We start from the raw sequence: 26385 nt of genomic DNA on the forward strand, positions 1-26385 counted from the left end.
CGGAGTCGGCCGCAGTGCCTGCTTCAGAACGTGACGTGCCGGCCGCGCCGCGCGCGGTGGCCGGGGTGTCGATGAGGGATCTGCTGGCGGCGTGCGCCGCGGCGGAGGCGGTCTCCAGGCCGCCCCGGGCCCCTCTGGGCGACCCCGACGCGCAGAGCCCGCGCAGGGCTGCCTGACGCGTACACGGGGCGTTCGACGCCGCCGCCCGGTCGGCCGCCCCGACGGTTCGAGCGGGCCCCACGAGTCGGACGCGGCGCCTCAGGCGCTCGCGCGGGGCCGCAGCGAGCCGGACGCGGCGCCCCTCACGCTCGCGCGGAGCCGGGCGCCGTCGTCGCTCGTCACTTGACGACGACGACCTTCGCGCCGACGGTCGCGAACGCCCACATCGCGTCGCCGTTCGCGCGCGAGGCGCGGATGCCGCCGACCTTCTTCTCGGGGTCGGGGGCTTCCGTGGAGCCGCTCACCGCGGCGCTGAAGCCCACCGAGACGCTGTCGACCTCCGTGAACCGCACGACGTGCTCGATCTGCGTCCCGTCGGACCCGGGGGTCGCTCCCGTCCGCGACGTGACGGCGTACGTGCCGACGGCCGGGTCGACCGTGCCCGGGGTGACCTCGAAGGTGCGCTTCACCTTGTTGCCCGCGCCGACGAGCCAGACCCGGTCCGCGCCGGTCGAGTAGACGACCCGCACACCGGAGCCGGACGCGGCCGGCAGCGCGGCGGGGTCCTTCTTGGCCTTGGGCGCGGCCTTGGAGGCGGAGGGCTCGGCCGACACGCTCGCGGCCGGCTTGCCCAGGGTGTCCGGTACGTTCGCGGATGCCTGGAAGGCGAGGAAGCCGACTGCCGCGAGCGCCGCCACGGTGAGCCCGGCCACGATTCCCGAGCTGCTCCTAGCCACCTTGTGTGCCCACCTCTCGACCTTCGTACGTCCTTGCGCTGACGGTAGCAGCCGAGGGACGGGAGTCCCGGGCGGCCTTGCGTCGGGCTCCGGCGCCGTACGCTGTTTGCGTGCTCTTGCTCGCTCTGGATACCGCCACCCCCGCAGTGACCGTCGCCCTGCACGACGGCACGTCCGTCATCGCCTCGTCGAGCCAGGTGGACGCGCGCCGGCACGGAGAGCTGCTGCTGCCGGCCGTCGACCGGGTGCTCGCCGAGGCAGGCCTCAGGCTGGACGCCGTCACCGGCATCGTCGTGGGCGTCGGCCCCGGCCCCTACACGGGGCTGCGCGTCGGCCTCATGACCGCCGACACCTTCGGAGTCGCCCTCGGCGTGCCCGTGCACGGTGTCTGCACCCTCGACGGGCTCGCCTACGCCGCCGACGTGGAGGGGCCGTTCGTCGTCGCCACGGACGCCCGGCGCAAGGAGGTCTACTGGGCGCGGTACGCCGACCGCCGTACGCGGCTGTCGGAGCCCGCCGTGGACCGCCCCGCCGAGATCGACGGGACGGTCACCGCGCTGCCCGCCGTCGGCGCCGGCGCCCTCCTGTACCCCGACACCTTCCCGGACGCCCGCGCCCCCGAGAACGTCTCGGCCGCGGCCCTCGCCTCCCTGGCCGCCGAGAAGCTGGCCGCGGGCGAGGAACTGGAGCCACCCAGGCCGCTGTATCTGCGCCGCCCGGACGCCCAGGTGCCCAAGAACTACAAGGTGGTCACCCCCAAGTGACCGCCGTGCTGCGCGAGATGCGCTGGTGGGACATCGATCCCGTACTGGAGCTGGAGAAGGAACTCTTCCCCGTCGACGCCTGGTCCCGGGGCATGTTCTGGTCCGAACTCGCCCACGCCCGAGGGGCGGAGGCGACCCGGCGCTATCTGGTCGCCTGCGACGGTGACGCGCTCGTCGGCTACGCCGGGCTCGCCGCCTCGGGAGACCTGGGCGACGTGCAGACGATCGCGGTGCGGCAGGACCAGTGGGGCACGGGCCTCGGCGGCCGGCTGCTCACCGAACTGCTGCGGGCCGCGAGCGACTTCGACTGCGCCGAGGTGATGCTCGAGTGCCGCGTGGACAACGTCCGTGCGCAGAAGCTGTACGAGCGCTTCGGCTTCGAGCCCATCGGCTTCCGGCGCGGCTACTACCAGCCGGGGAACATCGACGCCCTGGTGATGCGGCTGCACGACCCATCGACCTCCGTACAAGGAACAGAGACCCATGGCTGACGAACCCCTCGTCCTCGGCATCGAGACCTCCTGCGACGAGACCGGCGTCGGCATCGTCCGCGGCACGACCCTGCTCGCCGACGCCATCGCGTCGAGCGTCGACGAGCACGCGCGCTTCGGCGGCGTCGTCCCGGAGGTCGCGTCCCGCGCGCACCTGGAGGCGATGGTCCCGACCATCGAGCGGGCGCTGAAGGAGGCGGGGGTGTCGGCCAGGGACCTGGACGGCATCGCGGTCACCGCCGGACCCGGGCTCGCCGGGGCCCTGCTCGTCGGGGTCTCCGCCGCGAAGGCGTACGCGTACGCGCTGGGCAAGCCGCTGTACGGCGTGAACCACCTCGCCTCCCACATCTGCGTGGACCAGCTCGAACACGGCGCGCTGCCCGAGCCGACGATGGCCCTGCTGGTGTCCGGCGGTCACTCCTCGCTGCTGCTGTCCACCGACATCACCTCCGACGTACGCCCGATGGGCGCGACCATCGACGACGCGGCCGGCGAGGCGTTCGACAAGATCGCGCGCGTGCTGAACCTCGGCTTCCCGGGCGGCCCGGTCATCGACCGGTACGCCAAGGAGGGCGACCCGAACGCCATCACGTTCCCGCGCGGTCTCACCGGGCCGCGCGATCCCGCCTACGACTTCTCCTTCTCCGGTCTCAAGACCGCCGTGGCCCGCTGGATCGAGGCCAAGCGGGCGGCGGGGGAGGAGGTCCCGGTGCGCGACGTGGCCGCGTCCTTCCAGGAGGCCGTCGTGGACGTGCTCACCCGCAAGGCCGTCCGCGCGTGCAAGGACGAGGGCGTCGACCACCTCATGATCGGTGGCGGCGTGGCCGCGAACTCGCGGCTGCGGGTGCTCGCCCAGGAGCGCTGCGAGGCCGCCGGGATCAGGCTGCGGGTGCCGCGCCCCAAGCTGTGCACGGACAACGGCGCGATGGTCGCCGCGCTGGGTGCCGAGATGGTCGCCCGCAACCGGGCCGCGTCCGACTGGGACCTGTCGGCGGACTCCTCGCTGCCGGTGACGGATCCGCACGTGCCGGGGCGCGGGCACGCGCACACGCACGATCACGTGCACGAGGTCGCCAAGGAGAACCTGTACCCGTGACCGTCGCCGTGATGTGGGAGGCCCGGGCCGCCGCCGGCCGGGGCGAGGACCTGCTCGCCTGGGTGCGGGGGCACAAGATCCCCGGGAGCCCGACGCGCCAGGAGATCCTCCGGGCCCCGCAGGACCGGGTCCTCGTCATCACCTGGTGGGAAGCGGAGTACCACGCCGAGCTTCCCGAACTGCCGGATCCCGACGACGAGCTGGTCTCCCGGGCCGTCCACAGGTGGCGCTTCGAGTCGGTGGGCTGACGAACGGCCGAACGGCCGGTGCGCCCCGTGCGGGCACGGGACACACCGGCCGGCCGCCGGGTCAGGACACCTCGGCGACCTCGGTCTCGCAGCGCAGACGCCGTTCCGTGCCCAACCGCCGTACCGGACCCGTCAGACGCAGCCGGGCCGTGTGGCGCACGTCCGCGCTGGAGGCGGCGAGCCGCAGCTCCAGGGCGCCCGGTTCGACGATCCGGGTGCCGGCGCGGTCGGTGAAGGCCGAGAGGTCCGCGTGGAAGCGGAAGGTCACCCGGCGGGCCTCGCCCGGTGCCAGCTCCAGCCGCCGGTAGCCGATCAGCCGCACGTCAGGCCGGGTCACCGAGGCCACCGGGTCGTGCAGATAGAGCTGGACGACCTCGGCACCCGCGCGCTCACCGGTGTTGCGGACGGTCACCGACACGTCGTACGAGCCGTCGGTGCCGATCTCCGCCTCGGGGACCTCGGCCGCCTCCCAGGCGAACGACGTGTACGAGCGGCCGTGGCCGAACGGGTACAGCGGTGTCGGGTCCAGGTTGCTGACCTCGCCCTTCAGGCCCAGCGGCGGCTGGAGATACGTCCACGGCTGGCCGCCCGGGTCGCGCGGCACGCTCACCGGCAGCCGGCCCGACGGGCCGACCCGGCCGGACAGCACGCCCGCCAGCGCGGGGCCGCCCTCCTCGCCGGGGAAGAACGCCTGGACGACGCCGCCGAGACGCTCCTGCCAGCGGCCCAGCGCGTAGGGGCGGCCGGTGAGCAGCACCAGGACCACCGGGACCCCCGTGGCGACCAGGGCGTCCAGGAGCTCGCCCTGCACGCCCGGCAGGCCGAGGTCGGCCACGTCACAGCCCTCGCCCGAGGTGCCCCGGCCGAACAGCCCGGCGCGGTCGCCGAGCACCGCCACGCACACGTCGGCCTCGGCGGCCCGCGCCACGGCCTCCTCGAAACCGGACCGGTCCGGCTCGGAGACCCCGCAGCCCTGCGCGAACGTCACCTTGGCGTCCGGCAGTTCGGCGCGCAGCGCGCCGAGCACGGTCGGGATGTCCACACCGGTGGGCACCTCGGGGTGGTGCGCGAGCACGTGCGAGGGGAACGAGTAGCAGCCGAGCATGGCCAGCGGGTCGTCCGCGCGCGGGCCGATCACCGCGATGCGGGTGTCCGGGGCCAGCGGCAGCACGCCGTCCGCGTTGTCCAGCAGGACCACCGACTCCTCGGCGAGTCTGCGGGCGAGCGCCCGGTTGCCCGCGGAGTCCAGGTCGACGGGGAGGCCGGTCTCCGGCCTCCAGTCCTCGTCCAGCAGGCCGAGTTCGCACTTCTGGAGCAGCACCCGGCGGGCCGCCCGGTCGATCAGCGCCTCGGGGACGGTGCCGGCGCGGACGGCGGCCACCAGCGGCTCGCCGTAGCACTTCAGCGTCGGCAGCTCGACGTCGATGCCGGCCTCCAGCGCCTTGTGCGCCGCCTCCGCCTCGCTGCCGGCCACCCGGTGCAGGCTCTGGAGGAAGCCGACACCGAAGTAGTCCGAGACCACCGTGCCGGTGAAGCCCCACTCCTCGCGCAGCAGCTCGGTCAGCAGATACGGGTCGGCCGACGCCGGGACGCCGTCCGTGTCGTTGTAGGCGGCCATCACCGACCGGGCGCCGCCCTCGCGCAGCGCCATCTCGAACGGCGGCAGCGTGATGTCGGAGAGCTCGCGCACCCCCGCCCGCACCGGCGCCAGGTTGCGGGCGCCGGCCGAGGCCGCGTACCCGGCGAAGTGCTTGAGCGTGGCCACGATCCCGGCCGACTCCAGGCCGCGGACATAGGCGGTGGCGACGGTGGCGACGAGGTACGGGTCCTCGCCGATCGTCTCCTCCACCCGCCCCCAGCGCAGGTCGCGGACCACGTCCAGGACCGGGGCGAGGCCCTGGTGGACGCCGACCGAGCGCAGGTCGTCGCCGATGCGCCGGCCCAGTTCCTCCACCAGCGCCGGGTCGAAGGTGGCGCCCCAGGACAGCGGGACCGGGTACGCCGTCGCCCGCCAGGCGGTGAAGCCCGCCAGGCACTCCTCGTGGGCGACCGCGGGGATGCCGAAGCGGCCGGCCTCGGCGATCCGGCGCTGGGCGCGGGCAAGGGCCTGCGCGCCCAGCGCCGGGTCCACGGGGGCGGTGCCGAAGGAGCGGGTGAGCTGGCCGAGCCCGCGGGTGATCAGCTCGTCCCAGTCGTACGAGGAGGCCATCTCGCTCTGCAGCGGGGCGACTCCGCCGCCGTCCGTGGCGGCGCCCACCCACACGCCGTACAGCTGGGCGGTCTTCTCCTCCAGGGTCATCCTGGAGAGCAGGTCGTCGACGCGGGTCGCGGCGGGCAGGGCGGGGTCGCGCCAGGGAGCGGTGGTCATGGAACTCCTGTCGGGGAAAGGGGGGTTCGTGCGCCCCTGGTCGTACACGTTCACTTGCCGCCCACACCCATGAGGCCGCCGACCAGCGCGCGGCGGGCCACCAGGTACACGATGAAGATCGGGACACCGGAGAGGACGACGGAGGCGAGGATCGCGGGAATGTTCACGCCGAACTCGCTCACGTAGTTGAACAGACCGAGGGTCAGCACCCGTGGCCCGTCGGACTGGGTGAAGATCAGCGGGAAGAGGAAGCCGTTCCAGGCCTGGAGCGCCGAGAAGATGACGACGGTGCTGATGCCGCCCTTGGCCATCGGGATGACGAGCTGGAACAGCATCCGGGTGGTGGACGCGCCGTCCAGCGCCATCGCCTCGTACATCTCCTCCGAGATGTCCCGCAGCGTGCCGGTGAGGATCAGCACCGACACCGGCATGGCGAACGCGGCGGTCGGCAGGACGATCGCGAGCAGGCTGTCGTAGAGGTTCAGCTTGGCGATCATCAGGTAGAGCGGCACCACGACGGCCTGCGCCGGGATCGCCACGCCCAGCAGGAACAGCCGGAACGCGGCCCCCGACCAGACACTGCGGGTCCGTACGGCCACGTAGGACAGCGGGACGCACAGCACGAGGACGATCAGGACGACCCCGGCGGCCGCCAGCACCGTGTTCCACAGCAGGTGGCCGAAGCCGTTGTGCAGGACGGTGTTGTAGTTGTCCAGGGTCGGACGGGACGGCGGCTTCAGGGCGTTGTGGCCCAGCGCCTCGTCCTGGTGGGTGAGCGAGGCCGAGATCATCGCGTAGATCGGGACGATCACGACGGCCAGCCAGATCAGCGCTCCGGCCCCGGCGAGCGGGTTGGCGCGCCGGGTCCAGTGCCTGCGGCGGGGCGCGGGCCGCCCGGCGGCCGGGGCGGAGTCCGTCTTCACGGGACGGGGCAGAGTGTCGTGCGACATGGCGTCACATCCCTTCCCGGGTACTGCGCATCGCGCCGAAGCCGGACAGCTTCACCATCAGCAGGGACAACGCGGTCGCCGCGAGCACCAGGAAGGAGGCGACGGCGCTCGCGTAGCCGAAGTCGTAGCTCTTGAAGCCGGCCTCGTACATCAGGTACGGCAGGATCGCCGTGTCGGTGCCCGGACCGCCCTGGGTGAGGATCAGGACCGTCTCGAAGTACGTCAGCGAACCGACGATCATCAGCACGCTCGACGTCGTCGCGGTGTTGCGGAGCTGCGGCAGGGTGATGGAGAAGAACTGCCGCAGGCGTCCGGCCCCGTCGATCGCCGCGGCCTGGTAGAGCACCTCGGGGATCTGCCGTGCCCCGCCCTGGTAGATCAGGGTGTGGAAGGGGATGAACTGCCAGCCGCCGACGAACACGATCGCGAGGAACGCGCCGCTGGTCGTGCCGAGGGTGTCCTTGTGGATGATGCCGAAGTTCGGGTCGAGCAGGGCGTAGAACAGCAGCGAGATCGCCGTCGACGACAGCAGGAACGGCACGAAGAAGATCGCCGAGAGCACCGCGCGATTGCGCTGCCGGCCCGCCGCCCAGACCCCCAGCAGCAGCGAGATCACCGTCTGGAACGCCCAGCTCACCACGGTCAGCGCGACGGTGACCGTGAGCGACTGGCCCAGCCGGTCGTCGCTCAGCAGCTTGCGCCAGTTGGCCAGACCGACGGGCTCCGGGTCGCCCAGGCCGTTCCATTTGGTGAACGACAGGTAGAAGGCCAGGACCATCGGGGCGAGGGCGAAGAACGCGAAGAACAGGACGCCGGGAACGGCCAGTGCCGCGCTCGGGCGGCCGGCCCTGTTGCGCCGGGCGGAGCGGGGGCGGCCCGCGTCGTTCCGCGGGCCGCCCTTGACCTGCGTGAGGCTCACTTCAGCTCCTTGAGCGCCGACACGAACTGCGTCGGCGAGGACTTGCCCACGAACAGCTTGTTGACCTCGGTGAGCATCGGCGTCGACACGTCGGGGTCGACCGCCTGGTCCCAGCTCAGCGTGAACGCCGGGGCCTGCTGCACCATCTGGTACTGGAACTTGGCGAACTCCGGGTTCGGCGAGGCGTCCAGGAGGTCCGCCGCGTTCGAGGTGGCCGGCACGTCACCGTTGGCGATCAGCTCCTTGGTGTAGGCCAGGGAGGCCGAGTCCCGCAGGAAGGCGATCGCCGCGTCCTTGTTGGAGGTGTGAGCGTTCACCGACCAGTAGTTGGTCGGGTTGCCGACCACGTTGCGGATGTCGCCGGCGCCGCCCTCGAACTTCGGGAAGGCGCACCAGCCCAGGTTCTTCTTGGCGAAGTCGGGGAACTTGCCGAGCTGCGTGGAGTACTCCCACGAGCCCATCAGGTGCATCGCCGCCTTGCCCTTGGCGAAGACCGCGGGCGCTCCGCCGTTGCCGTAGCCCACCGAGCTGTAGCCCTTGCCGAAGGCGCCGTCGTCGATCAGTTCCTTGACCGTCTGGGCGGCCTTGAGGACGGCCGGGTCGCCCCAGGCGGAGGCGTCACCGTTCTTGATCTTCTCGAAGACCTGGGGGCCGCCGATCCGGTCGACGAGGTACTCCAGCCACATCAGTTCGGGCCAGATGTCCGCCCCGCCCAGCGCGAACGGGGTGATGTTCGCCTTCTTGAGCTTGGTGTTGATGTCCAGCAACTGGTCCCAGGTGGTGGGCGGCTGGAGCTTCTGCTCCTCGAAGACGGTCTTGTTGTAGAAGAGGATCACGGGCTGCATGCCGCGCATCGGCACGCCGTAGTTCTTGCCGTCCAGTCCGCCCGAGGCCAGCACCGACGGCAGGAAGCCGCTCTTGAGGACCGCGTCGGACGTGATGACGTCGGTCAGGTCGACGAGCTGGCCGGCCTCCCGGTAGGCCTTGATGGAGCCGCCGCCCCAGTTGAAGAACACGTCGGGGGCGTTGGGCGAGCCCATCGCCGTGCGCAGCTTGGCCGGGTAGTCGGTCGCGGGCACCTTCTGCAGCTTGATGGTGCCCTTGGCCTTCTTCGCGGCGGCCGAGGCGTTGAACCGGTTGACGGACTTGACCTGGATCTTCGCCGCGTCGTCACCGTAGACGAACGCGGTGAGCGTCCCGTCGGCGCCGGAGCCGCCGCTGGAGCCGCAGGCGGTGAGCCCGCCGACGGAGGCCAGGGCAGCCGTGCCCGCGCCGAGGAACCAACGTCTGCTGTAGGACTCCATAGGACGGCACCTCTCGGTAGGCGCGAAGGATCGCCGATGATCCATCGCGAATGTTTCGAGTTATTTTTCGAATGTTCCGGGAAGGTAAGACGATCCGATGGGCCCGTCAAGGGGTCGCGCAGAGATACGATCGCCGCCATGAAGCCTGGGAAGTCCGCAGAAGCACAGACGGCGACGCTGGCCGAGATCGCCCGGGAGGCCGGGGTCTCGGCTCCGACTGTTTCGAAAGTCCTCAACGGCCGAGCCGATGTCGCCCCCGCGACCCGCTCCCGCGTCGAGGAGCTGCTGCACGCCTACGGCTACCGGCGCCGCCGCGCCGAGGCTTCCCGCTCACCGCTGATCGACCTGGTCTTCCACGAGCTGGAGAGCGCCTGGGCGATGGAGGTCATCCGGGGCGTGGAGAACGTCGCCCGCGACGCCGGCCTCAGCGTGGTGCTCTCCGAGTCCGCCGGGCGGCTCACCCCCGGCCGCACCTGGGCGGACCAGGTCGCCGCCCGCCGCCCGCACGGCGTGGTCCTCGTCCTCTCGGGGCTCGACGACTCCCAGCGCGCCCTGCTGAACAGCAGGTCCATCCCGTTCGTGGTGATGGACCCGGCCGGCGACCCCGGTGTCGACGTGCCCTCGATCGGCGCCACCAACTGGCAGGGCGGCCTCGCCGCCACCCGTCACCTCGTCGAACTCGGCCACACCCGGATCGGCGCCATCAGCGGGCCGTCCCGGATGATGTGCAGCCGGGCGCGGGTCGACGGCTACCGTGCGGCGCTGGAGACGGCCGGGCTGCCCGTCGACCCCTCGCTGATCGTCGCCGGGGACTTCCACCACGAGGCCGGTCACCGGATCGGCCTCGAACTGCTGCGCCGCCCCGACCGGCCCACCGCGGTCTTCGCCGGCAACGACCTCCAGGCGCTCGGCCTCTACGAGGCGGCCCGCGAGCTGGGGCTGCGCATCCCCGAGGACCTCAGTGTCGTCGGCTTCGACGATCTGCCGGTGGCGCGCTGGGTGGGGCCGCCGCTGACGACCGTGCGGCAGCCGCTGACGGAGATGGCCGAGGCGGCGGCGAAGCTGGTGCTCGACCTGAGCCGCCAGGAGCGGCCCTCGGCGGGGACGCGGATGGAACTGGCGACGAGCCTGGTGGTCCGCAGCAGCACGGGGGCGCCTCCGGCGTGATGCCGGTGGGCGCGGTTCCCGTCCGGTGGGTGGGTCGGGGCCGTGCCGGTGCATCAGCCCGTCGCCGTTGGGTGAGGAGTGACCGTCGGTGGCGACGGCCATTGATGTACCGGCACGTCCCCTCGCGCCGGATCCCGGCTGCGGGTGCGTGATCCGGACGGTTCCGGCAGGATTCAGCCCCGGCCGGCGAAAGTTTCAGCCCCTCCGGCGTTTGAGGAGCGGGGTCTGGGGCGGAGCCCCAGGTTTGGGTCGGGTAGGGGCGGAGGGGGCGAAGGTAGCGGTTGGGGTTCCCCGGGGGGCAGGTCGTTCCTGCGGGGCCGGGAGGCCGTATTGACGGGTGGGGCATCCGGCTCCACACTCCTGCGAAGTCAATCGGTTGGACGACCGAAACTTTCGGAGGCACCCGCCATGAGAACCTCCCGAACCCGCCCCTCCCGAACCCACCTCTTACGCGGCCCCCTGCACCGCCGCGTCGCCGCCCTGTTCACCGGGGCCCTGACGGTGGCCGCCCTGCTCGCGGCCGGCACCACGGCGCACGCCGCCGGCACCCCGCTGCGCGACCTCGCCGCCGCCAAGGGCAAGGTCATCGGCACCGCCGTCACCGGCTCCAAGCTGACCGGGACGTACGGGGACATCGCCGGCGGCCAGTTCAACTCGCTGACCCCGGGCAACGCGATGAAATGGGGCACCGTCGAGCCCACCCGGGGCAGCTTCAACTGGGCCGAGGCCGACCAGATCGTCGCGTTCGCGCAGGCCCACAACCAGCAGGTGAGGGGTCACACCCTGGTCTGGCACAGCCAGAACCCGAACTGGCTGACCAACGGCACCTGGACCACCGCCGAGCTGAGCGGTCTGCTCCAGGACCACATCACCACCGAAGTCACCCGCTACAAGGGCAAGCTGGCCGCCTGGGACGTCGTCAACGAGCCCTTCAACGAGGACGGCACCTACCGCTCGACCCTTTGGTACAACGGCCTCGGCGCCGACTACATCGCCCAGGCGCTGACCTGGGCGCACGCCGCCGACCCGAGCGCCAAGCTCTACATCAACGACTACAACGTCGAGGGCGTCAACGCCAAGAGCACCGCCCTGTACAACCTGGTCAAGTCCCTGAAGGCGCGCGGCGTCCCGATCGACGGCGTCGGTCTCCAGGCCCATCTCATCGTCGGCCAGGTCCCCGGCACCCTCCAGCAGAACATCCAGCGCTTCGCCGACCTCGGCGTCGACGTCGCGGTCACGGAGCTGGACATCCGGATGCAACTGCCCTCCGACAGCGCCAAGCTGACCCAGCAGGCCGCCGACTACAAGGCGGTCCTCGACGCCTGCGTCGCCGTGACCCGCTGCTACGGCGTGACCGTCTGGGGCTTCACCGACTCCGACTCCTGGATCCCGGACGTCTTCTCGGGCTACGGCGCGGCGACCCCGTACGACGAGAACTACGTGCCGAAACCGGCGTACGACGCCATCGCGGCCTCGCTCGGCGGAGGCACCACGACCCCGCCGCCCACGGGCGCGTGCACGGCGACGTACAGCGTCCAGAGCCAGTGGAACACCGGATTCACCGGGCAGGTGCGCATCGCGTGCTCCGGGGCCGCGCTGTCCTCGTGGAAGGTGAACTGGACGTACGGCGCGGGCCAGCGGATCACGCAGGCCTGGAACGCCACCTGCACCCAGAGCGGCGCGGCCGTGAGCTGTGCCAACGCCTCCTACAACGGGACCGTCCCGGACGGCGGTTCGGTGACCTTCGGGTTCAACGCGTCCTGGAGCGGGAGCAATCCGCCGCCCACGGTGACGCTCGGCTGAGGAGGCTGAGGAGGCTGAGGAGGGTAAGAAGGATGAGATTCTTCGAAGAAAACCGTCGTGTGTCACCGTCCCTAACAATCCCCTAATAATTCGGACTTACGTTCCTGTCCGTGACGGGACATGACGAGAGCGGCGACGGGATCAGACGGCGGGGCCGGCGGTCGCGGGTGCTGAAGGCCGCCGGCCTCACCCTGGCGGGACTGCTGGTGGTGGGCGCCGGCACCGCGGGCTGGGCGTACTGGCATCTGAACCACAACATCACCAGCGTCGACATCAACAGCGCGCTCGGTGACGACCGCCCGGCCAAGGCGGTGGTGACGCCCTCGGCCACGGCCTCCGCCTCGGCGTCCCCGTCGCCGCTGCCGACCGAGGCCCTCAACATCCTGGTCCTCGGCTCGGACTCGCGCAGCGGCAAGGCGAACGCGAGGCTCGGCGGGGGGAACAGCTCCGGCGCGCGCTCCGACACCGCGATGGTCGTGCACATCGACGCGGGCCGCACCACGGCCACGGTCGTCAGCATCCCCCGGGACACGCTGGTCACCCGCCCGTCCTGCCCGCTGCCGTCCGGGGGATCGACGGCGGTGGCGTACGGCGCGATGTTCAACAGCGCCTACGCGGTGGGCGGTCCGGTGTGCGCCGTGAAGACGGTCGAGTCGATCACGAACGTCCGGATGGACCACTACATCGAGATCGACTTCGCCGGTTTCGCGAAGCTGGTGGACGCCCTCGGCGGGGTCACCGTCACCACCGACCAGGACATCGACGACGACAAGAGCCATCTGCACCTCGACGCCGGAACCCACCACCTGAACGGCAAGCAGGCCCTCGCCCTGGCCCGCACCCGGCACGGCATAGGCGACGGCAGCGACCTCGGCCGGATAGGCCTCCAGCAGAAGCTGGTCAAGGCCCTGCTGGAGCAGATGGCCGGCACCGACCTGCTCACCGACCCCGCGAAGCTCTACCAGGTCGCCGACGCCGTCACCTCCAGCCTGACCACGGACACCGGCCTCGACTCCCTCAAGGAACTGACGAACCTGGGCCAGAGCCTGAAGGGCCTGTCCGCGGACGACGTGAAGACGGTGATGATGCCGGTCGCGACGGCTCCGTCCGACCCCAACCGGGTGGTGGCCCGCGAACCGGCCGCCGAGGAGCTGTGGACGTCGCTGCGCTGACCGGCCCGGCGCCAGGGGCGGCGTCACGAGGCGCGCAACCGCCGTACGACCTGCGGAGACGTGGATGAGCGGGGCCCCGGAAAATAGTTCCGGAGAATTCTCGGGGCGTGTGTCGATCCGGGTTCCGCCCGTTCGACGCACAGGTGAGAGGCAGGGAGAAGCCCCGCCTCCGCGTAGCACCGATACGAGGAGTCACCATGCCCCGCTACCTTTCCCTGGTCCAGATCGACGAGCGCACCGCGCCCGCCGAAGGCCCCAGCCCCGAACTGATGCAGCGGATGGGCGAGCTCATCGAGGAGATCACCAAGGCCGGCGTCATGCTCCAGACCGAGGGCCTGACGCCCAGCGCGCAGGGCAAGCGCGTGCACTACTCGGGCGGCGAGCTGTCCGTGACCGACGGGCCCTTCACCGAGTCCAAGGAGGTCGTCGGCGGCTACGCGATCATGCAGTGCAAGGACATGGCCGAGGCCCTGGAGTGGACCAAGCGCTTCCTGAAGGTGCACGAGGAGCACTGGACGGTCACCTGTGAGGTGCGGGAGATCGCCGAGGGCTGAGCGCTCCTTGGCCCGGCGCCGCCGTGGGTGTCTCATGGGGAGTTGTGGAACAGCAGCCCACCCGAGCACCCGACGGCGGTGTCGACACCGCCGTCGAGACCATCTACCGCATCGAGTCCCCCCGCATCATCGCGAGCGTGGCCCGGATCGTCCGTGACGTCGGCATCGCCGAGGAACTCGCGCAGGACGCCCTGGTCGCGGCACTGGAGCAGTGGCCGCGCGACGGGGTGCCGGACAACCCGGGCGCCTGGCTGACGGCCACCGCCAAGCACCGGGCGATCGACCTCGTACGCCGCCGGGAGCGGTACGCGCGCAAGCTGGAGGAGGTCGGACGGGACCTCTCGCTGTCCGCGCCGCACCACCTCGACGAACCCTCCGACCCGGACGACATCGACGACGACCTGCTGCGCCTGGTCTTCACCGCCTGCCATCCCGTCCTGTCCGCCGAGGCCCGCATCGCGCTCACCCTGCGGCTCCTGGGCGGCCTGACGACGTCCGAGATCGCCCGCGCCTTCCTCGTCCCGGAGGCGACGGTCGCCCAGCGCATCGTGCGGGCCAAGCGCACGCTGGCGGCGAAGGGGGTGGCCTTCGAAGTCCCGTACGGGCCCGAGCGCGAGGCGCGGCTCGGGTCCGTGCTGGAGGTCATCTACCTCGTCTTCAACGAGGGGTACGCGGCCACGGCGGGCGACGACCTGCTCCGCCCCGCGCTGTGCGAGGACGCGCTGCGGCTGGCCCGCGTGCTCGCCGAGCTGATGCCCAAGGAGAGCGAGGTGCACGGCCTCGCCGCCCTGCTGGAACTCCAGGAGTCCCGGGCGGCCGCCCGCACCGGGCCCGGCGGCGAGCCCGTCCTGCTCAAGGACCAGCGGCGCCGCCGCTGGAACCGCATGCTGATCCACCGCGGTTTCGCCGCCCTGGGCCGGGCGAACGCCGTCGCCACCGGCAGCCCCGGGCCGTACGCGCTCCAGGCCGCCATCGCCGCCTGCCACGCGCAGGCCTACACCTACGAGGACACGGACTGGCGGCAGATCGCCACCCTGTACGGCCTGCTGGCGGCCCGCTCCCCGTCCCCCGTGGTCGAGCTGAACCGCGCGGTGGCCGTCTCGATGGCCGAGGGCCCCGGGCCCGCGCTCGTCATCGTCGAGGGCCTGGCCGGCGAACCGGCCCTGCGCGACTACCACTTGCTGCCGAGCGTGCGCGGCGACCTGCTCGCCCGCCTCGGACGGACGCGGGAGGCCCGCGCGGAGTTCGAGCGGGCGGCCGCGCTGGCGCGCAACGAGCGGGAACGCACGATGCTGGAGGCGCGGGCGCGCGGGCTGCGGGAGTCGTGAGGTTCCCGTGCGGTGACCCCGTTCTCCTGGTGATCGGCACGGATGCGCACGCCGAGCGGGTTCGTCCACCTCGCCGGGCCGGACCTCGGTCCGCTCAGTGCCCGCCGTCGGCGGCGGGCGGCCTGGCGGGTGCCCCCACCAGCATGGTCGGGGCGCCCGCCACCCGGGTCAGGAACACCGTCGCGGAGTGCGGGCCCTGCGGCTTCACCTTGCGGCGCAGTTCCTCCGGCTCGACGGCCGAGCCGCGCTTCTTCACCGTCAGGACACCGACCTCCCGCTCCCGGAGCAGTGCCTTCAACTTCTTCACGTTGAACGGGAGTTGATCGGTGATCTCGTACGCGGAGGCGTACGGCGTCGGGCGCAGGGTGTCCGCCGTGACGTAGGCGATCGTCTCGTCGATCAGTCCGCCGTCCAGTTCCTCGGCCACCTCGGCGACCAGGTGCGCGCGGATGACGGCGCCGTCCGGCTCGTACAGATAGCGCCCGACCGCCCTGACCCCGGGATCCGGCAGGCCGCGTCCGCGCAGGTCGCGCGGGCCCGGCAGCAGGGTGGCGCGCACCAGGCCGGGCTCCGTGCCGAACCAGAGCACCGCCTCCTTCACGTCCCCGCCGTCCGAGATCCACTCGGCCTCCGCCTCGGCGGGGACCGCCTCGTGCGGGATGCCGGGGGCGATCTTCAGCGCGGCGACCCGTGCGCCCAGGGCCGCTCCGACCGCCCAGGACAGCGGCGGCGAGTACGCCTCCGGGTCGAAGATCCGGCCCCGGCCGCCCCGGCGCGCCGGGTCCACGAAGACGGCGTCGTACGACGTGGTGTCCACCTCGGTGACGTCGCTCTCGCGCACCTCGATCAGGTCCGCGAGCCCCAGCGCGTCGGCGTTCGCACGGGCGGCGGCGGCCGTCAGCGGATCGCGGTCGACGGCCAGCACGCGGATCCCGGCGCGGGCCAGCGCGATGGCGTCGCCGCCGATGCCGCAGCACAGGTCGGCGACGGAGCGGACCCCCAGCACGCGCAGCCGCTCGGCGCGGTGCACGGCCACGCTCGTCCGGGTGGACTGCTCGACCCCGTTCGGGGTGAAGAACATCCGTCCGGCGTCCTCGGCGCCGAACTTCGCCACCGCCCGCTGCCGCAGCCGTGCCTGGCCGAGGGCCGCCGAGACCAGGTCGGCCGGGTGTTCGCGGCGCAGCCGGGTGGCGACGGCCAGTTCCTGTGCCGGTTCCGTGGCGCGGACCTCGTCGAGCAGGGCGCGGCCCTCGGGGGTGAGGAGGGGGGCGAAGGAGACGTCGTTCACCCGGCCATTGTGGGCCAGTCGGTGGACGGTGTGCTTCCGGCGGCGGTGTCGGGGCCCTCGCGGGAGGGGTGAGCTGGGAGGATCCGGCTCCATGCGACCCGTACGACAAAATGATAAAACCGGCGCAAACGGGGCTGGTGCGCGCTGGGGAGTCGGCGTGCTCGCCCTCGTCCTCCTCGCCTCCGGCTGCGCCGGGACCGGCGCCGTCCCGGCCACGCGGTCCGGGGAAGGGGCCGGGGGCGGAGGTCGGGCCGGGCGCGGAAGCGCCGAACCGGCCCACGCCCCGCGGGCCGTGCTCCCTGAAGGCCCCGCGGCCGCCCTCGCCGCGTACGCCTCCCGGCTCGGCGCGGCGCAGGCCCGGCGCGCCGCCGTCGCCCGGCGCTGGGGCCTGAAGGCGGTGCCGCTGACGCCCCCGGCACCGCCCGCCAGGAAGCCGGTCATCGAGGCCCGCAAGGGGTTCGAGGTGGACGACCAGCGGGAACTGGGGCTGCCGCCGGTCTTCACCACCGTCCCCACCAAGGACAAGGTCGTCTTCCTCACCGTCGACGACGGCGCCGAGAAGGACCCCGCGTTCCTGCGGATGATGAGCGACCTGAAGATCCCGTACACCGCCTTCCTCAGCGACTTCCTCGTCAAGGACGACTACGGCTACTTCCGGAAGATGCGCGACCGGGGCGTCACGCTCAACAACCACACGCTGCACCACCCCTATCTGCCCGCGCTGTCCTACGCCCGGCAGAAGCACGAGATCTGCGGCATGCAGGACGTGATGGAGAAGCAGTTCGGCAGACGGCCGACCGTCTTCCGCCCGCCCTACGGCAACTACGACCAGGACACCCTGCGCGCCGCCAGGTCCTGCGGCATCAGGTACGCGCCCATCTGGAACGAGGAGGTCTTCGCCGACCACTGGGAGTACCGCGAGGAGGACCAGGACCTGCACCCCGGCGACATCGTCCTCACCCACTTCCAGGGCCGCGGGGAATGGAAGGGCACCATGCCCGACATGGTCCGCCGCTTCCTGAGGACGGTCACCGCCAAGGGGTACGCGGTCGCACGCCTGGAGGACTACCTGTGAGGCTGCGGGCGCCGGCCGCCGGGCTGCTCGTGGCGGCGCTGCTCAGCGGGTGCGCGCAGTCCGTCGACCCCATCGAGAGGCTCGGCAAGAAGGCCGCCCAGCGCGTGCACCCGACGGAGTCGGCGTACCACCGCTGGGGCCTGGCCAGTCCGCTCGCCCCCGCGCCGGCCGTGACCGCCCGGACCACCGCGCGCACCGCGGACACGGGCCTGCCGCCCGTCGTGAACCAGGTGCGCACCCGCGACAAGGTGGTCTTCCTGACGTACGACGACGGGGCCGAGCGCGACCCGCGGTTCGCCGACATGGTCCGCGAACTGCGCCTGCCGGTCAGCATGTTCCTCACGGACCGGGTCGCCGGACCCGGGTACGGGCGGCTCGCCCGGCTGCGCTCGGTCGGCGCGAGCCTGCAGAACCACACCGTCGACCACGCCACCCTGCGCGGCCTGCCCTACGCCGGCCAGCGCGCCGAGATCTGCGGGCAACAGGACAAGCTCGCGCGGCGCTTCGGCGTCCGGCCCCGGCTGCTGCGGCCCCCGTACGGCAGGTACGACGACACCACCCTGCGCGCCGCCGCCGACTGCGGGGTCGCCGCCATCGTCCTCGGCAGGACGGCCGACACCCGACCGCTCCGGCCCGGCGACATCCTCTCGGGCCCGGCCGAACCCGATCTGACGGGCGCCACGCTCCGCCTGCTCCGCCGCATCCAGCGCGAGGGCTTCACCCTGGCGCGCCTGGAGAACTACCTCTAGTCGGCTACGCCACGCCGACGCCTTTGGCACTCCGCTTGACCGAGTGCTAATCACAGTCATAGTCTCAGGTCTGGCACTCCCCCCTGGAGAGTGCCAACAGCGACGGGCAGGTCCGGCACCCGCGACGACGGATCGACCTGGTCGCCACCTCAGACAGTTAACCCCGTGAGATCTCCGAAGGGGGAGGTCGGATCGTGACGACCGCCAGCTCCAAGGTTGCCATCAAGCCGCTCGAGGACCGCATCGTGGTCCAGCCGCTCGACGCCGAGCAGACCACGGCCTCCGGCCTGGTCATTCCCGACACGGCGAAGGAGAAGCCCCAGGAGGGCGTCGTCCTGGCCGTGGGCCCGGGCCGCATCGAGGACGGCAAGCGTGTCGAGCTCGACGTCGCCGTCGGCGACATCGTTCTCTACAGCAAGTACGGCGGCACCGAGGTGAAGTACAACGGCGAGGAGTACCTCGTCCTCTCGGCTCGCGACGTGCTCGCGATCATCGAGAAGTAATTCACCTGGTAAGGGAGTTCGGGACTTTTCCCCGGACGACCCCGCACCAAGCATTGCAGTGAACCACGCCCCTGGCACCCGCGACCATCCAGCCGGGCGCCGGGGGCGCGGTTCGTTCTCCATATTTTCGAGAGGGCTGAACCGCTCCTATGGCGAAGATCCTGAAGTTCGACGAGGACGCCCGTCGCGCCCTTGAGCGCGGCGTCAACAAGCTTGCCGACACGGTGAAGGTGACGATCGGCCCCAAGGGCCGCAACGTCGTCATCGACAAGAAGTTCGGCGCTCCCACCATCACCAACGACGGTGTGACCATCGCCCGTGAGGTCGAGGTCGAGGACCCGTTCGAGAACCTCGGCGCGCAGCTCGTGAAGGAGGTGGCGACCAAGACCAACGACATCGCGGGTGACGGTACGACCACCGCCACCGTGCTCGCCCAGGCGCTCGTGCGCGAGGGCCTGCGCAACGTCGCCGCCGGTGCTTCCCCGGCGCTGCTGAAGAAGGGCATCGACGCGGCCGTCAAGGCGGTCTCCGACGAGCTCCTCGCCACCGCGCGCCCCATCGACGAGAAGTCCGACATCGCCGCCGTCGCCGGTCTGTCCGCCCAGGACCCGCAGGTCGGCGAGCTCATCGCCGAGGCGATGGACAAGGTCGGCAAGGACGGTGTCATCACCGTCGAGGAGTCCAACACCTTCGGTCTGGAGCTCGACTTCACCGAGGGCATGGCCTTCGACAAGGGCTACCTGTCCCCGTACATGGTGTCCGACCAGGAGCGTATGGAGGCCGTCCTCGACGACCCGTACATCCTCATCCACCAGGGCAAGATCAGCTCCATCCAGGACCTGCTGCCGCTGCTGGAGAAGGTCATCCAGTCGAACGCCTCCAAGCCGCTGCTGATCATCGCCGAGGACGTCGAGGGCGAGGCCCTGTCGACCCTGGTCGTGAACAAGATCCGCGGCACGTTCAACGCCGTCGCCGTGAAGGCCCCCGGCTTCGGTGACCGCCGCAAGGCCATGCTCGGCGACATCGCCACCCTCACCGGTGGTCAGGTCATCGCCGAGGAGGTCGGCCTCAAGCTCGACCAGGTCGGCCTGGACGTGCTCGGCAGCGCCCGCCGCGTGACCGTCACCAAGGACGACACCACGATCGTCGACGGTGCCGGCAGCAGCGACGAGGTCGTCGGCCGCGTCAACCAGATCAAGGCCGAGATCGAGAACACCGACTCCGACTGGGACCGCGAGAAGCTCCAGGAGCGCCTCGCGAAGCTGGCCGGCGGCGTGTGCGTGATCAAGGTCGGCGCCGCCACCGAGGTGGAGCTGAAGGAGAAGAAGCACCGTCTGGAGGACGCCATCTCCGCGACCCGCGCCGCGGTCGAGGAGGGCATCGTCTCCGGTGGTGGCTCCGCGCTCGTCCACGCCGTCAAGGTCCTCGAGGGCAACCTCGGCAAGACCGGCGACGAGGCCACGGGTGTCGCGGTCGTCCGCCGCGCCGCCGTCGAGCCGCTGCGCTGGATCGCCGAGAACTCCGGCCTCGAGGGTTACGTCATCACCTCGAAGGTCGCCGAGCTCGACAAGGGCCAGGGCTTCAACGCCGCCACCGGCGAGTACGGCGACCTGGTCAAGGCCGGCGTCATCGACCCGGTCAAGGTCACCCGCTCCGCCCTGGAGAACGCCGCCTCCATCGCCTCCCTGCTCCTGACGACCGAGACCCTGGTCGTCGAGAAGCCGGCCGAGGACGAGGGCGACGCCGGCCACGGCGGCCACGGTCACTCCCACTGACGTCCGACGTCATGAGCGAGGCCACGCCCTTCGGGGTGTGACAGCGTGAAGAGGTCCCCGTTCCGGTCGGAACGGGGACCTCCCGCGTTCCACGGGCTCCACGCGGTTCTCCGCTCTCAGAGCTTGTCGTCGCGCACCACGTCCAGGTCCGTGAAGGTCGGCATCCCGTCGCAGAGCGCCACCATCTCCTGGAAGATCTGCTCGGTCTCCGGCATCTTCGAGTTCTTCATCGCCTCTTCGTACGACGGGAACTCCACGATCTCCACGAAGTGGTTGGCGTCGGAGCGGTCCATGCCCACGACGCCGCGCGTGGCGGTCCGCTTGCCGTTGGTCTTCTCGACCCAGGTGTCCATCAGCCGGTTCATCTCGTCGAACCGACTGGTCCTGCCGTCAATGAGCTGTACGAAAGTCATGGCGCCGCCTCCGGCTCTCGCTCCGGTCGAAACACCCTCAATCCTCCCACCGGAGGGGCGGCACCACCCACCGCACGATCATCGCGAGCCCGGGGATTGGCGGCGCGCCCCGGTTCACTGGGGCCCGTACTTGCGTCCCGTCTTCGACGAGATCCCGCCCAGCAGCGCGCGCGGGGTCACCTTCACCACGCCCATCAGCACCTTGTAGCGCGGGTCCGGGACCGACAGGGTTCTGCCGCGGGCCAGATCGGCGAGCGCCGCAGCGACCAGCTTGTCGGCGTCCAGCCACATCCAGTTCGGGATGTTGTCCGTGCCCATCCCCGCCCGCTCGTGGAACTCGGTGCGCACGAAGCCCGGAGCCAGCGCCATCAGCCGCACCCCGCTGCCCGCGAGATCCTTCGCCGCGCCCTGCGTGAACTGCACGACCCACGCCTTCGACGCCCCGTACGTACCCCGCGGCACGAACGCGGCCACCGACGCCACGTTGACGACCCCGCCCCGGCCGCGCTCCCGCATCGCCTCGGCCGCCGCCGACGTCAGCCGGAGCACCGCCTCGCAGTGCACCTTGAGCATCTTCAGCTCGTCCGCCATCGACACGTCCAGATAGCGGCCCTTGTTGCCGAAACCGGCGTTGTTGACCAGCAGGTCGATCGGGCTCCTGCGGTCGGACAGCCGGGCGGCGACCTCCTCGATGCCCGCGTCCGTCGCCAGGTCCGCGGTCAGCACCTCCGCCTCGATGCCGTGCCGGTCGTGCAGCTCGGTCGCCTGCTCGCGCAGCCGCTTCGTGTCCCGCGCCACCAGCACGAGGTTGTGCCCGTCCGCCGCGAGCCGCCGCGCGAAGGCGGCACCGATCCCCGCGGTCGATCCCGTAATCAGAGCCGTTGTCATGGCGCAACGTTACCGACCGGCGAAGGCCCCCGCCGCCCCACGGCGTCGGCCTCCCGCCCCGCTCCACGGGTCCTTCACGCCCGGTCTCCGCAACCGGGGCCGGCCGGCTTCCGGGCCGGGGCCGTTCGGCTTCCGGAGCCCGGGCCGCCGGCCTCGGAGGGCAGGAGCCGCGCCCGCCGGCATCCCGGGGCCGCCGGCTCGGCCGGACCTACCCGCCGTACTTCGCCACGTACTCCCGCGCCGCCGCCAGCGACTCCGGATGCAGGGCCGTACCCGCCGCCAACAGCCGCGGCAGCAGCTCCCGTTCGGTCGTCGCGGCGCGGAACTGGACGGCGACGGTGACATCGTGCGCGGGCCGGTGCACGATCTCGACCGGGTCGCCGGTACGGATCTCGCCGGGTTCGATCACCCGCAGATACGCGCCCGGCGCACCCTGGAGCGTGAAACGCCTGACCCAGCGCTTCTCGCCGAGGTGCTCCTGGAAGGTGCGGCACGGGATGCGCCCGCAGGTGACCTCCAGGACCACGCCCGAGCCGATCCGCCAGCGTTCACCGATCAGCGCGCCGGACACGTCAAGACCCAGCGTCGTGAGGTTCTCGCCGAACACGCCGTTCGGCAGCGTCCGGCCGAGCTCGCGCTCCCAGCCGTCCAGGTCCTCGCGCGCCATCGCGTACACCGCCTGGTCGTCGCCCCCGTGATGCCGCAGGTCGCACACGGTGTCCCCGGCCAGCCCGCTCCCGCCGGCGCCCTTGGGCCCCGGCGCCGTCACGCGGACCGGACCCTCGACCGGCCGCTTGTCGATGCCGGTCACGCCCTCCGGCTGGTCCGTGTACGGGACGGTCCGCGCCCGGCCCAGGTTCAGTGACAGAAGCTTCATGCGACCAAGCTAGGCGATCCGCCCCAAAGCGTCGACGTGATATTCGGCGCCGCACCCAAGATGCGCTTATGCTCGAAGGGTGATCGAGGCTCGTCATCTCCGCGTCCTGCGCGCCGTCGCCACCACCGGATCCTTCTCGGCGGCGGGCCGCGAACTGGGTTGCACCCAGCCCGCCGTGAGCCAGCAGATGAAGGCGCTGGAGTCGTCCGTGGGCACCCCGCTGCTCGTCAGGACGGGCCGCGAGATGCGGCTCACCCAGGCCGGTGAGGCCCTGGTCAAGCACGCGGCGAGCATCCTGGCGGGCCTCACGGCCGCGGAGGAGGAGGTCGCCGCGATCGCCGGCCTGCGCGCGGGCCGCGTCCGCCTCGTCTCCTTCCCGAGCGGCAGCTCCACCCTCGTCCCCACCGCCCTCGCCGCGCTGCGCGAGGCCCACCCCGGCACGCGTGTCTCCCTGGAGGAGGCCGAACCGCCCGAGTCCGTGGAGAAGCTCCGGGCCGGCGACTGCGACATCGCGCTCGCCTTCCGCTACGAGGGCGCTCCGGGCGTCGAGGAGTGGGACGACCTCGTCGTACGGCCCCTGCTGATGGACCGTCTCGTCGGCCTGGTCCCCGAGCGGCACCGGCTCGCGCGCGCGGAGTCCGTCGCGATTGGCGAGTTCGCCGGCGAGTCGTGGATCGCGGGCTGCCCGCGCTGCCGCGGCCAGCTCGTCGAGGTCTGCCGGGAAGCGGGTTTCGAGCCCCGCATCGACTTCGCCACCGACGACTATCCCGCGGTGGTCGGACTCGTGGGCGCGGGACTGGGTGTCGCCGTCCTGCCGGAGCTCGCGATCGAGTCCGTACGGCCGAAGGGGGCCCGGACCGTGACGGTGGAACCCGCGGTGCGCCGCGAGATCGTCGCCCTCACCCTTCCCGACCTCGCCGAGGTGCCGGCCGTGGCCGCGACGCTCGACCGGCTGGCGCGAGCGGCGGCCCGCCAGCACTCCGCCGGCTAGCGCCTCGCCCCCGGCGCCGGGCGTCGGTCCATGAGGGAGCCGGGCCGTCGCGGCCGGGCTCGACTCCTCCTGCGCTGCGCGCACCTTCCGTGCGCGTCCTCGTGCTCCGTTCACACGCCGTACGTGCTTCCTCGTACGCACCTCCAGCCCGTGCGCACTCACCTGTGCGTACCGAAGCTGTACGCGCCTTCAGGGCAGAAACGTTCCTTCAGGTGTTCGAAGCGGAAGCGTTTCCCGTGGCCGCCGCCGAGACCAGTCGGTTGCGTGCCCGTCCCATGAGCTCTTCGCGCTCGTCCTCGGTCAGTCCGCCCCACACGCCGTACGGTTCGCGCACCGCGAGCGCGTGTGCCGCGCACTCCGCGCGTACCGGGCATCTCATGCAGACCTCTTTGGCCGAGTTCTCACGAGCGCTCCGTGCCGCACCACGCTCACCCTCCGGGTGGAAGAAGAGTGAGCTGTCGACCCCTCGGCAGGCCGCGAGGAGCTGCCAGTCCCAGAGGTCCGCGTTCGGACCGGGAAGGCGGGAGAAATCTGCCATTGCGTGTCCCCTTGTTGCCGTTCTGGGCTGCTCTGTGCCCACCGACCGTACATCTACGATCTAAGGAGATGAAAATATGACTCATTGCGAATCTAGCCTCAGACACCAGCAAATGGGAAGAAAACAGGCTAAATGGGGCATGGGTTGTGATGAAACGTTGAGGGTCGGCGCGCATGTCTGCACCGTGTCCGCGCCCTCACGTACAGTGCCGATGACGACCGGCTGCCCCGTAACTCTTTCGAGTGACCATCGTTGAGATGGCTGAGGCGGTTGAAGGAACAAGCGCTCGGGTAGGTGGACACATCCGCCTGCGAGTGTCGACCGCACAGGTGACGATTCGTAACAGCCTGGAGGCTCAAGGTGACGCGCATCAGCTGCGGAGGACGGTCATGACATCCGTCCTCGTCTGCGACGACTCCCCGCTTGCCCGAGAGGCGCTCCGCCGCGCGGTCGCGACCGTGCCCGGTGTCGAGCGTGTGACGACGGCGGCCAACGGCGAGGAAGTCCTCCGCCGCTGGGGAGCCGACCGTTCGGATTTGATTCTGATGGACGTACGTATGCCCGGACTGGGCGGCGTGGAGACGGTCCGGCGGCTGCTGTCCGCCGACCCCGGTGCGCGCATCATCATGCTCACCGTCGCCGAGGACCTGGACGGTGTGGCGCTCGCCGTCGCCGCCGGTGCCCGCGGCTATCTCCACAAGGACGCCTCGCGGGCGGAGCTGCGCGCCACCGTGACCCAGGCGCTCGCCGACCCGACCTGGCGGCTCGCGCCGCGCAGACTGCGTTCGGCGGAGATGGGCGCCGCGCCCACGCTCACCGCGCGTGAGATCCAGGTGCTCGAGGGAATGAGCCACGGACGCTCGAACGCGGAGATCGGCCGTGAGCTGTTCCTCTCCGAGGACACGGTCAAGACCCACGCCCGGCGGCTCTTCAAGAAGCTCGGCGCCTCGGACCGGGCGCACGCGGTCGCGCTCGGATTCCGGTGGGGCCTGGTCCGCTGAGGGGTGTCCCGTGGTCCCCTGTGGATCAGCGCGCGGCGTCGGACGCGGTGCGTCGCAACGCGGAGGGCCGTCCTCGTACGAGGTGTGTCCGGGCGGTCCGGCGACGCGGCGAGTCGCCGTAGCCGTCGTCGGGCGAGCACCGGAGACCATGGGACAGCCCTTGGGCGAACAGCCTCGCGGGTATGACGAGGGTGGTCCCTGCCCGCCGGCCGGCGGGTGGGGCCGGGCCCCCGGAGAGTGCCTCCTCGATGTCCGGACTCCGTTTCCCGGCGGATGCCGCATCCTTGAGGTGTGGAGTTCCTTGGGGACAAGTCGGTCGAGCGGAAGGGGAGGGCGCAGGAGATGAGTTCCGGCGCACCTGCTCATAACGCTTCGGTGCACAACTATGGACGCGGTGCCACGGACAGAACGACGTCAAGGCACCATGGACCGATGCGTGAAGACGAGACGACGGGGATCGGTGCGCTCGTCCTTCGCGCGGTCGACGGCGACGAACAGGCCACGCACGACCTGCTCGCCCACGTACATCCGCTCGCGCTGCGGTACTGCCGCGCCCGGCTGTCCCGGCTCCCGGGGGACGCGCGGCACTTCGTGGAGGACCTGGCACAGGAGGTCTGTGTCGCGGTGCTCCTCGCGCTGCCGCGCTACAAGGACACCGGGCGCCCCTTCGAGGCGTTTGTCTTCGCTATCGCCGCGCACAAGGTCGCCGACCTCCAGCGTGCCGCGATGCGTCATCCGGGGTCCACGGCCGTCCCGTCGGACGAGATGCCGGAGCGGCCCGACGACTCCCTCGGCCCCGAGGAGCGCGCGCTGCTCAGCAGTGACGCCGAGTGGGCCAAGAAGCTCATGGCCAACCTCCCCGAGAACCAGCGCGAGCTGCTCCTTCTGCGGATCGCGGTGGGCCTCACGGCGGAGGAGACGGGCCAGATGCTGGGCATGTCGCCGGGTGCGGTCCGGGTCGCCCAGCACCGCGCGCTGAGCAGGCTGCGGGCGCTGGCGGAGCAGTAGGAATTTGGATCCGGTGAACGCCCGGATCCGGTGGACATCCGGATTCCGTGGACATCTGGATCCCGCGGACGTTCGGACCCGTTGGGCATCTGGATCCCGCGGACATTCGGATCTGGTGAACGTTCGGACCCGGTGGACGTCCGGATCCTGTGGACCTTCGGATCCGGTCGCGGCGACGCGGCCGGATGGCGCGACGGATGGCACCTCCGGGTGACCGGC

At 71.4% G+C, this 26385-nt stretch carries 25 protein-coding genes and 1 pseudogene; 16 read left to right on the forward strand and 10 right to left on the reverse strand.

The annotated features are described in order from the left end of the window. Positions 1-338: 338 nt before the first annotated feature. A complete protein-coding gene (locus tag ACZ4TO_RS20395; RefSeq protein WP_385049851.1) occupies positions 339-896 on the reverse strand; it encodes a hypothetical protein in 558 nt (185 codons plus the stop codon). 110 nt (positions 897-1006) lie between these two features. Here ACZ4TO_RS20395 and tsaB point away from each other — a divergent pair, with 110 nt between their 5' ends. The 4 genes from tsaB to ACZ4TO_RS20415 are packed head-to-tail and all read left to right on the forward strand — an operon-like array spanning position 1007 to position 3495. Next, entirely contained in the window at positions 1007-1660 is a 654-nt protein-coding gene (tsaB, locus tag ACZ4TO_RS20400) for a tRNA (adenosine(37)-N6)-threonylcarbamoyltransferase complex dimerization subunit type 1 TsaB (protein WP_385049848.1), read from the forward strand. A gap of 17 nt (positions 1661-1677) precedes the next feature. Beyond that, on the forward strand, positions 1678-2151 hold the full coding sequence (gene rimI, locus ACZ4TO_RS20405) for a ribosomal protein S18-alanine N-acetyltransferase (protein ID WP_382793503.1): 474 nt from the start codon (positions 1678-1680) through the stop codon (positions 2149-2151). Continuing rightward, positions 2144-3247: a tRNA (adenosine(37)-N6)-threonylcarbamoyltransferase complex transferase subunit TsaD gene (gene tsaD / locus ACZ4TO_RS20410; protein WP_382793030.1), complete on the forward strand. Its 1104-nt coding sequence runs from the start codon at positions 2144-2146 to the stop codon at positions 3245-3247. Before rimI ends, tsaD begins: the two co-directional genes overlap by 8 nt. Beyond that, positions 3244-3495, forward strand: coding sequence for a hypothetical protein (locus ACZ4TO_RS20415; RefSeq protein ID WP_468024910.1), 252 nt, complete (start codon positions 3244-3246; stop codon positions 3493-3495). The genes tsaD and ACZ4TO_RS20415 overlap by 4 nt, the downstream gene beginning before the upstream one ends. A 61-nt stretch (positions 3496-3556) precedes the next feature. Here the strand turns inward: ACZ4TO_RS20415 and ACZ4TO_RS20420 are convergent, their stop codons facing one another. Genes ACZ4TO_RS20420 through ACZ4TO_RS20435 form a run of 4 tightly spaced genes read right to left on the reverse strand, consistent with a single transcriptional unit; the run spans position 3557 to position 9036 of the window. Continuing rightward, a complete protein-coding gene (locus tag ACZ4TO_RS20420) occupies positions 3557-5863 on the reverse strand; it encodes a beta-xylosidase/alpha-l-arabinosidase (protein WP_468024911.1) in 2307 nt (768 codons plus the stop codon). Between the two features lie 50 nt (positions 5864-5913). After that, complete coding sequence (locus tag ACZ4TO_RS20425) at positions 5914-6813, reverse strand: carbohydrate ABC transporter permease (protein WP_468024912.1); 900 nt, start codon at positions 6811-6813, stop codon at positions 5914-5916. 4 nt (positions 6814-6817) lie between these two features. Next, positions 6818-7732 (reverse strand): carbohydrate ABC transporter permease, encoded by a 915-nt coding sequence (locus ACZ4TO_RS20430; protein ID WP_382793041.1) that lies wholly within the window; start codon positions 7730-7732, stop codon positions 6818-6820. Continuing rightward, positions 7729-9036, reverse strand: a complete 1308-nt coding sequence (locus tag ACZ4TO_RS20435; RefSeq protein WP_382793044.1) for an ABC transporter substrate-binding protein — start codon at positions 9034-9036, stop codon at positions 7729-7731. Before ACZ4TO_RS20435 ends, ACZ4TO_RS20430 begins: the two co-directional genes overlap by 4 nt. 138 nt (positions 9037-9174) lie before the next feature. Between ACZ4TO_RS20435 and ACZ4TO_RS20440 the strand changes: the two genes are divergently transcribed. From ACZ4TO_RS20440 to ACZ4TO_RS20460, 5 genes are all read left to right on the forward strand, one after another. After that, the gene (locus tag ACZ4TO_RS20440; RefSeq protein ID WP_355765732.1) at positions 9175-10203 is read left to right on the forward strand and encodes a LacI family DNA-binding transcriptional regulator; all 1029 of its coding nucleotides are present in this window, start codon (positions 9175-9177) and stop codon (positions 10201-10203) included. Between the two features lie 408 nt (positions 10204-10611). After that, positions 10612-12006, forward strand: coding sequence for a glycoside hydrolase family 10 protein (locus tag ACZ4TO_RS20445; RefSeq protein ID WP_468024913.1), 1395 nt, complete (start codon positions 10612-10614; stop codon positions 12004-12006). A 110-nt stretch (positions 12007-12116) separates the two neighbouring features. Next, positions 12117-13178 carry an LCP family protein gene (locus ACZ4TO_RS20450; RefSeq protein ID WP_468024914.1) on the forward strand — a complete coding sequence of 354 codons (1062 nt, stop codon included), beginning with the start codon at positions 12117-12119 and terminating at the stop codon, positions 13176-13178. A 197-nt stretch (positions 13179-13375) separates the two neighbouring features. Next, the gene (locus ACZ4TO_RS20455; RefSeq protein WP_037626905.1) at positions 13376-13732 is read left to right on the forward strand and encodes a YciI family protein; all 357 of its coding nucleotides are present in this window, start codon (positions 13376-13378) and stop codon (positions 13730-13732) included. A 44-nt stretch (positions 13733-13776) separates the two neighbouring features. Next, positions 13777-15060, forward strand: a complete 1284-nt coding sequence (locus ACZ4TO_RS20460) for an RNA polymerase sigma factor (RefSeq protein WP_468024915.1) — start codon at positions 13777-13779, stop codon at positions 15058-15060. Between the two features lie 94 nt (positions 15061-15154). Here the strand turns inward: ACZ4TO_RS20460 and ACZ4TO_RS20465 are convergent, their stop codons facing one another. Continuing rightward, the gene (locus ACZ4TO_RS20465) at positions 15155-16348 is read right to left on the reverse strand and encodes a THUMP-like domain-containing protein (protein WP_468024916.1); all 1194 of its coding nucleotides are present in this window, start codon (positions 16346-16348) and stop codon (positions 15155-15157) included. A 91-nt stretch (positions 16349-16439) separates the two neighbouring features. On the opposite strand from ACZ4TO_RS20465, the gene ACZ4TO_RS20470 reads away from it, so the two are divergent. The 4 genes from ACZ4TO_RS20470 (at position 16440) to groL (ending at position 20450) form a co-directional block, all read left to right on the forward strand. Continuing rightward, positions 16440-17423: a polysaccharide deacetylase family protein gene (locus tag ACZ4TO_RS20470; RefSeq protein WP_382793060.1), complete on the forward strand. Its 984-nt coding sequence runs from the start codon at positions 16440-16442 to the stop codon at positions 17421-17423. Further along, the gene (locus ACZ4TO_RS20475; RefSeq protein ID WP_468024917.1) at positions 17420-18172 is read left to right on the forward strand and encodes a polysaccharide deacetylase family protein; all 753 of its coding nucleotides are present in this window, start codon (positions 17420-17422) and stop codon (positions 18170-18172) included. Before ACZ4TO_RS20470 ends, ACZ4TO_RS20475 begins: the two co-directional genes overlap by 4 nt. Before the next feature lie 194 nt (positions 18173-18366). Further along, positions 18367-18675: a co-chaperone GroES gene (gene groES / locus ACZ4TO_RS20480; RefSeq protein ID WP_037626893.1), complete on the forward strand. Its 309-nt coding sequence runs from the start codon at positions 18367-18369 to the stop codon at positions 18673-18675. Positions 18676-18824: 149 nt separating this feature from the next. Next, the gene (gene groL / locus ACZ4TO_RS20485; RefSeq protein WP_382793066.1) at positions 18825-20450 is read left to right on the forward strand and encodes a chaperonin GroEL; all 1626 of its coding nucleotides are present in this window, start codon (positions 18825-18827) and stop codon (positions 20448-20450) included. A 119-nt stretch (positions 20451-20569) separates the two neighbouring features. Here groL and ACZ4TO_RS20490 read toward each other — a convergent pair. The 3 genes and pseudogenes from ACZ4TO_RS20490 to ACZ4TO_RS20500 form a co-directional block, all read right to left on the reverse strand. After that, positions 20570-20863 (reverse strand): annotated as a pseudogene (locus tag ACZ4TO_RS20490) (ester cyclase); the annotation flags it as partial. Between the two features lie 114 nt (positions 20864-20977). After that, the gene (locus tag ACZ4TO_RS20495) at positions 20978-21751 is read right to left on the reverse strand and encodes an SDR family NAD(P)-dependent oxidoreductase (RefSeq protein WP_385048713.1); all 774 of its coding nucleotides are present in this window, start codon (positions 21749-21751) and stop codon (positions 20978-20980) included. 208 nt (positions 21752-21959) lie between these two features. Next, positions 21960-22628, reverse strand: a complete 669-nt coding sequence (locus tag ACZ4TO_RS20500; protein ID WP_385048710.1) for an MOSC domain-containing protein — start codon at positions 22626-22628, stop codon at positions 21960-21962. A 79-nt stretch (positions 22629-22707) separates the two neighbouring features. Between ACZ4TO_RS20500 and ACZ4TO_RS20505 the strand changes: the two genes are divergently transcribed. After that, the gene (locus tag ACZ4TO_RS20505) at positions 22708-23619 is read left to right on the forward strand and encodes a LysR family transcriptional regulator (protein WP_385048707.1); all 912 of its coding nucleotides are present in this window, start codon (positions 22708-22710) and stop codon (positions 23617-23619) included. A gap of 208 nt (positions 23620-23827) precedes the next feature. Here the strand turns inward: ACZ4TO_RS20505 and ACZ4TO_RS20510 are convergent, their stop codons facing one another. Beyond that, positions 23828-24157, reverse strand: a complete 330-nt coding sequence (locus ACZ4TO_RS20510; RefSeq protein WP_328670972.1) for a WhiB family transcriptional regulator — start codon at positions 24155-24157, stop codon at positions 23828-23830. Positions 24158-24546: 389 nt separating this feature from the next. Here ACZ4TO_RS20510 and ACZ4TO_RS20515 point away from each other — a divergent pair, with 389 nt between their 5' ends. Further along, positions 24547-25158 (forward strand): response regulator transcription factor, encoded by a 612-nt coding sequence (locus ACZ4TO_RS20515; protein ID WP_003948568.1) that lies wholly within the window; start codon positions 24547-24549, stop codon positions 25156-25158. 432 nt (positions 25159-25590) lie between these two features. Further along, positions 25591-26166 carry a sigma-70 family RNA polymerase sigma factor gene (locus ACZ4TO_RS20520; RefSeq protein ID WP_037626847.1) on the forward strand — a complete coding sequence of 192 codons (576 nt, stop codon included), beginning with the start codon at positions 25591-25593 and terminating at the stop codon, positions 26164-26166. Positions 26167-26385 lie beyond the last annotated feature (219 nt).

This window comes from Streptomyces sp. NPDC028298, assembly GCF_055565895.1.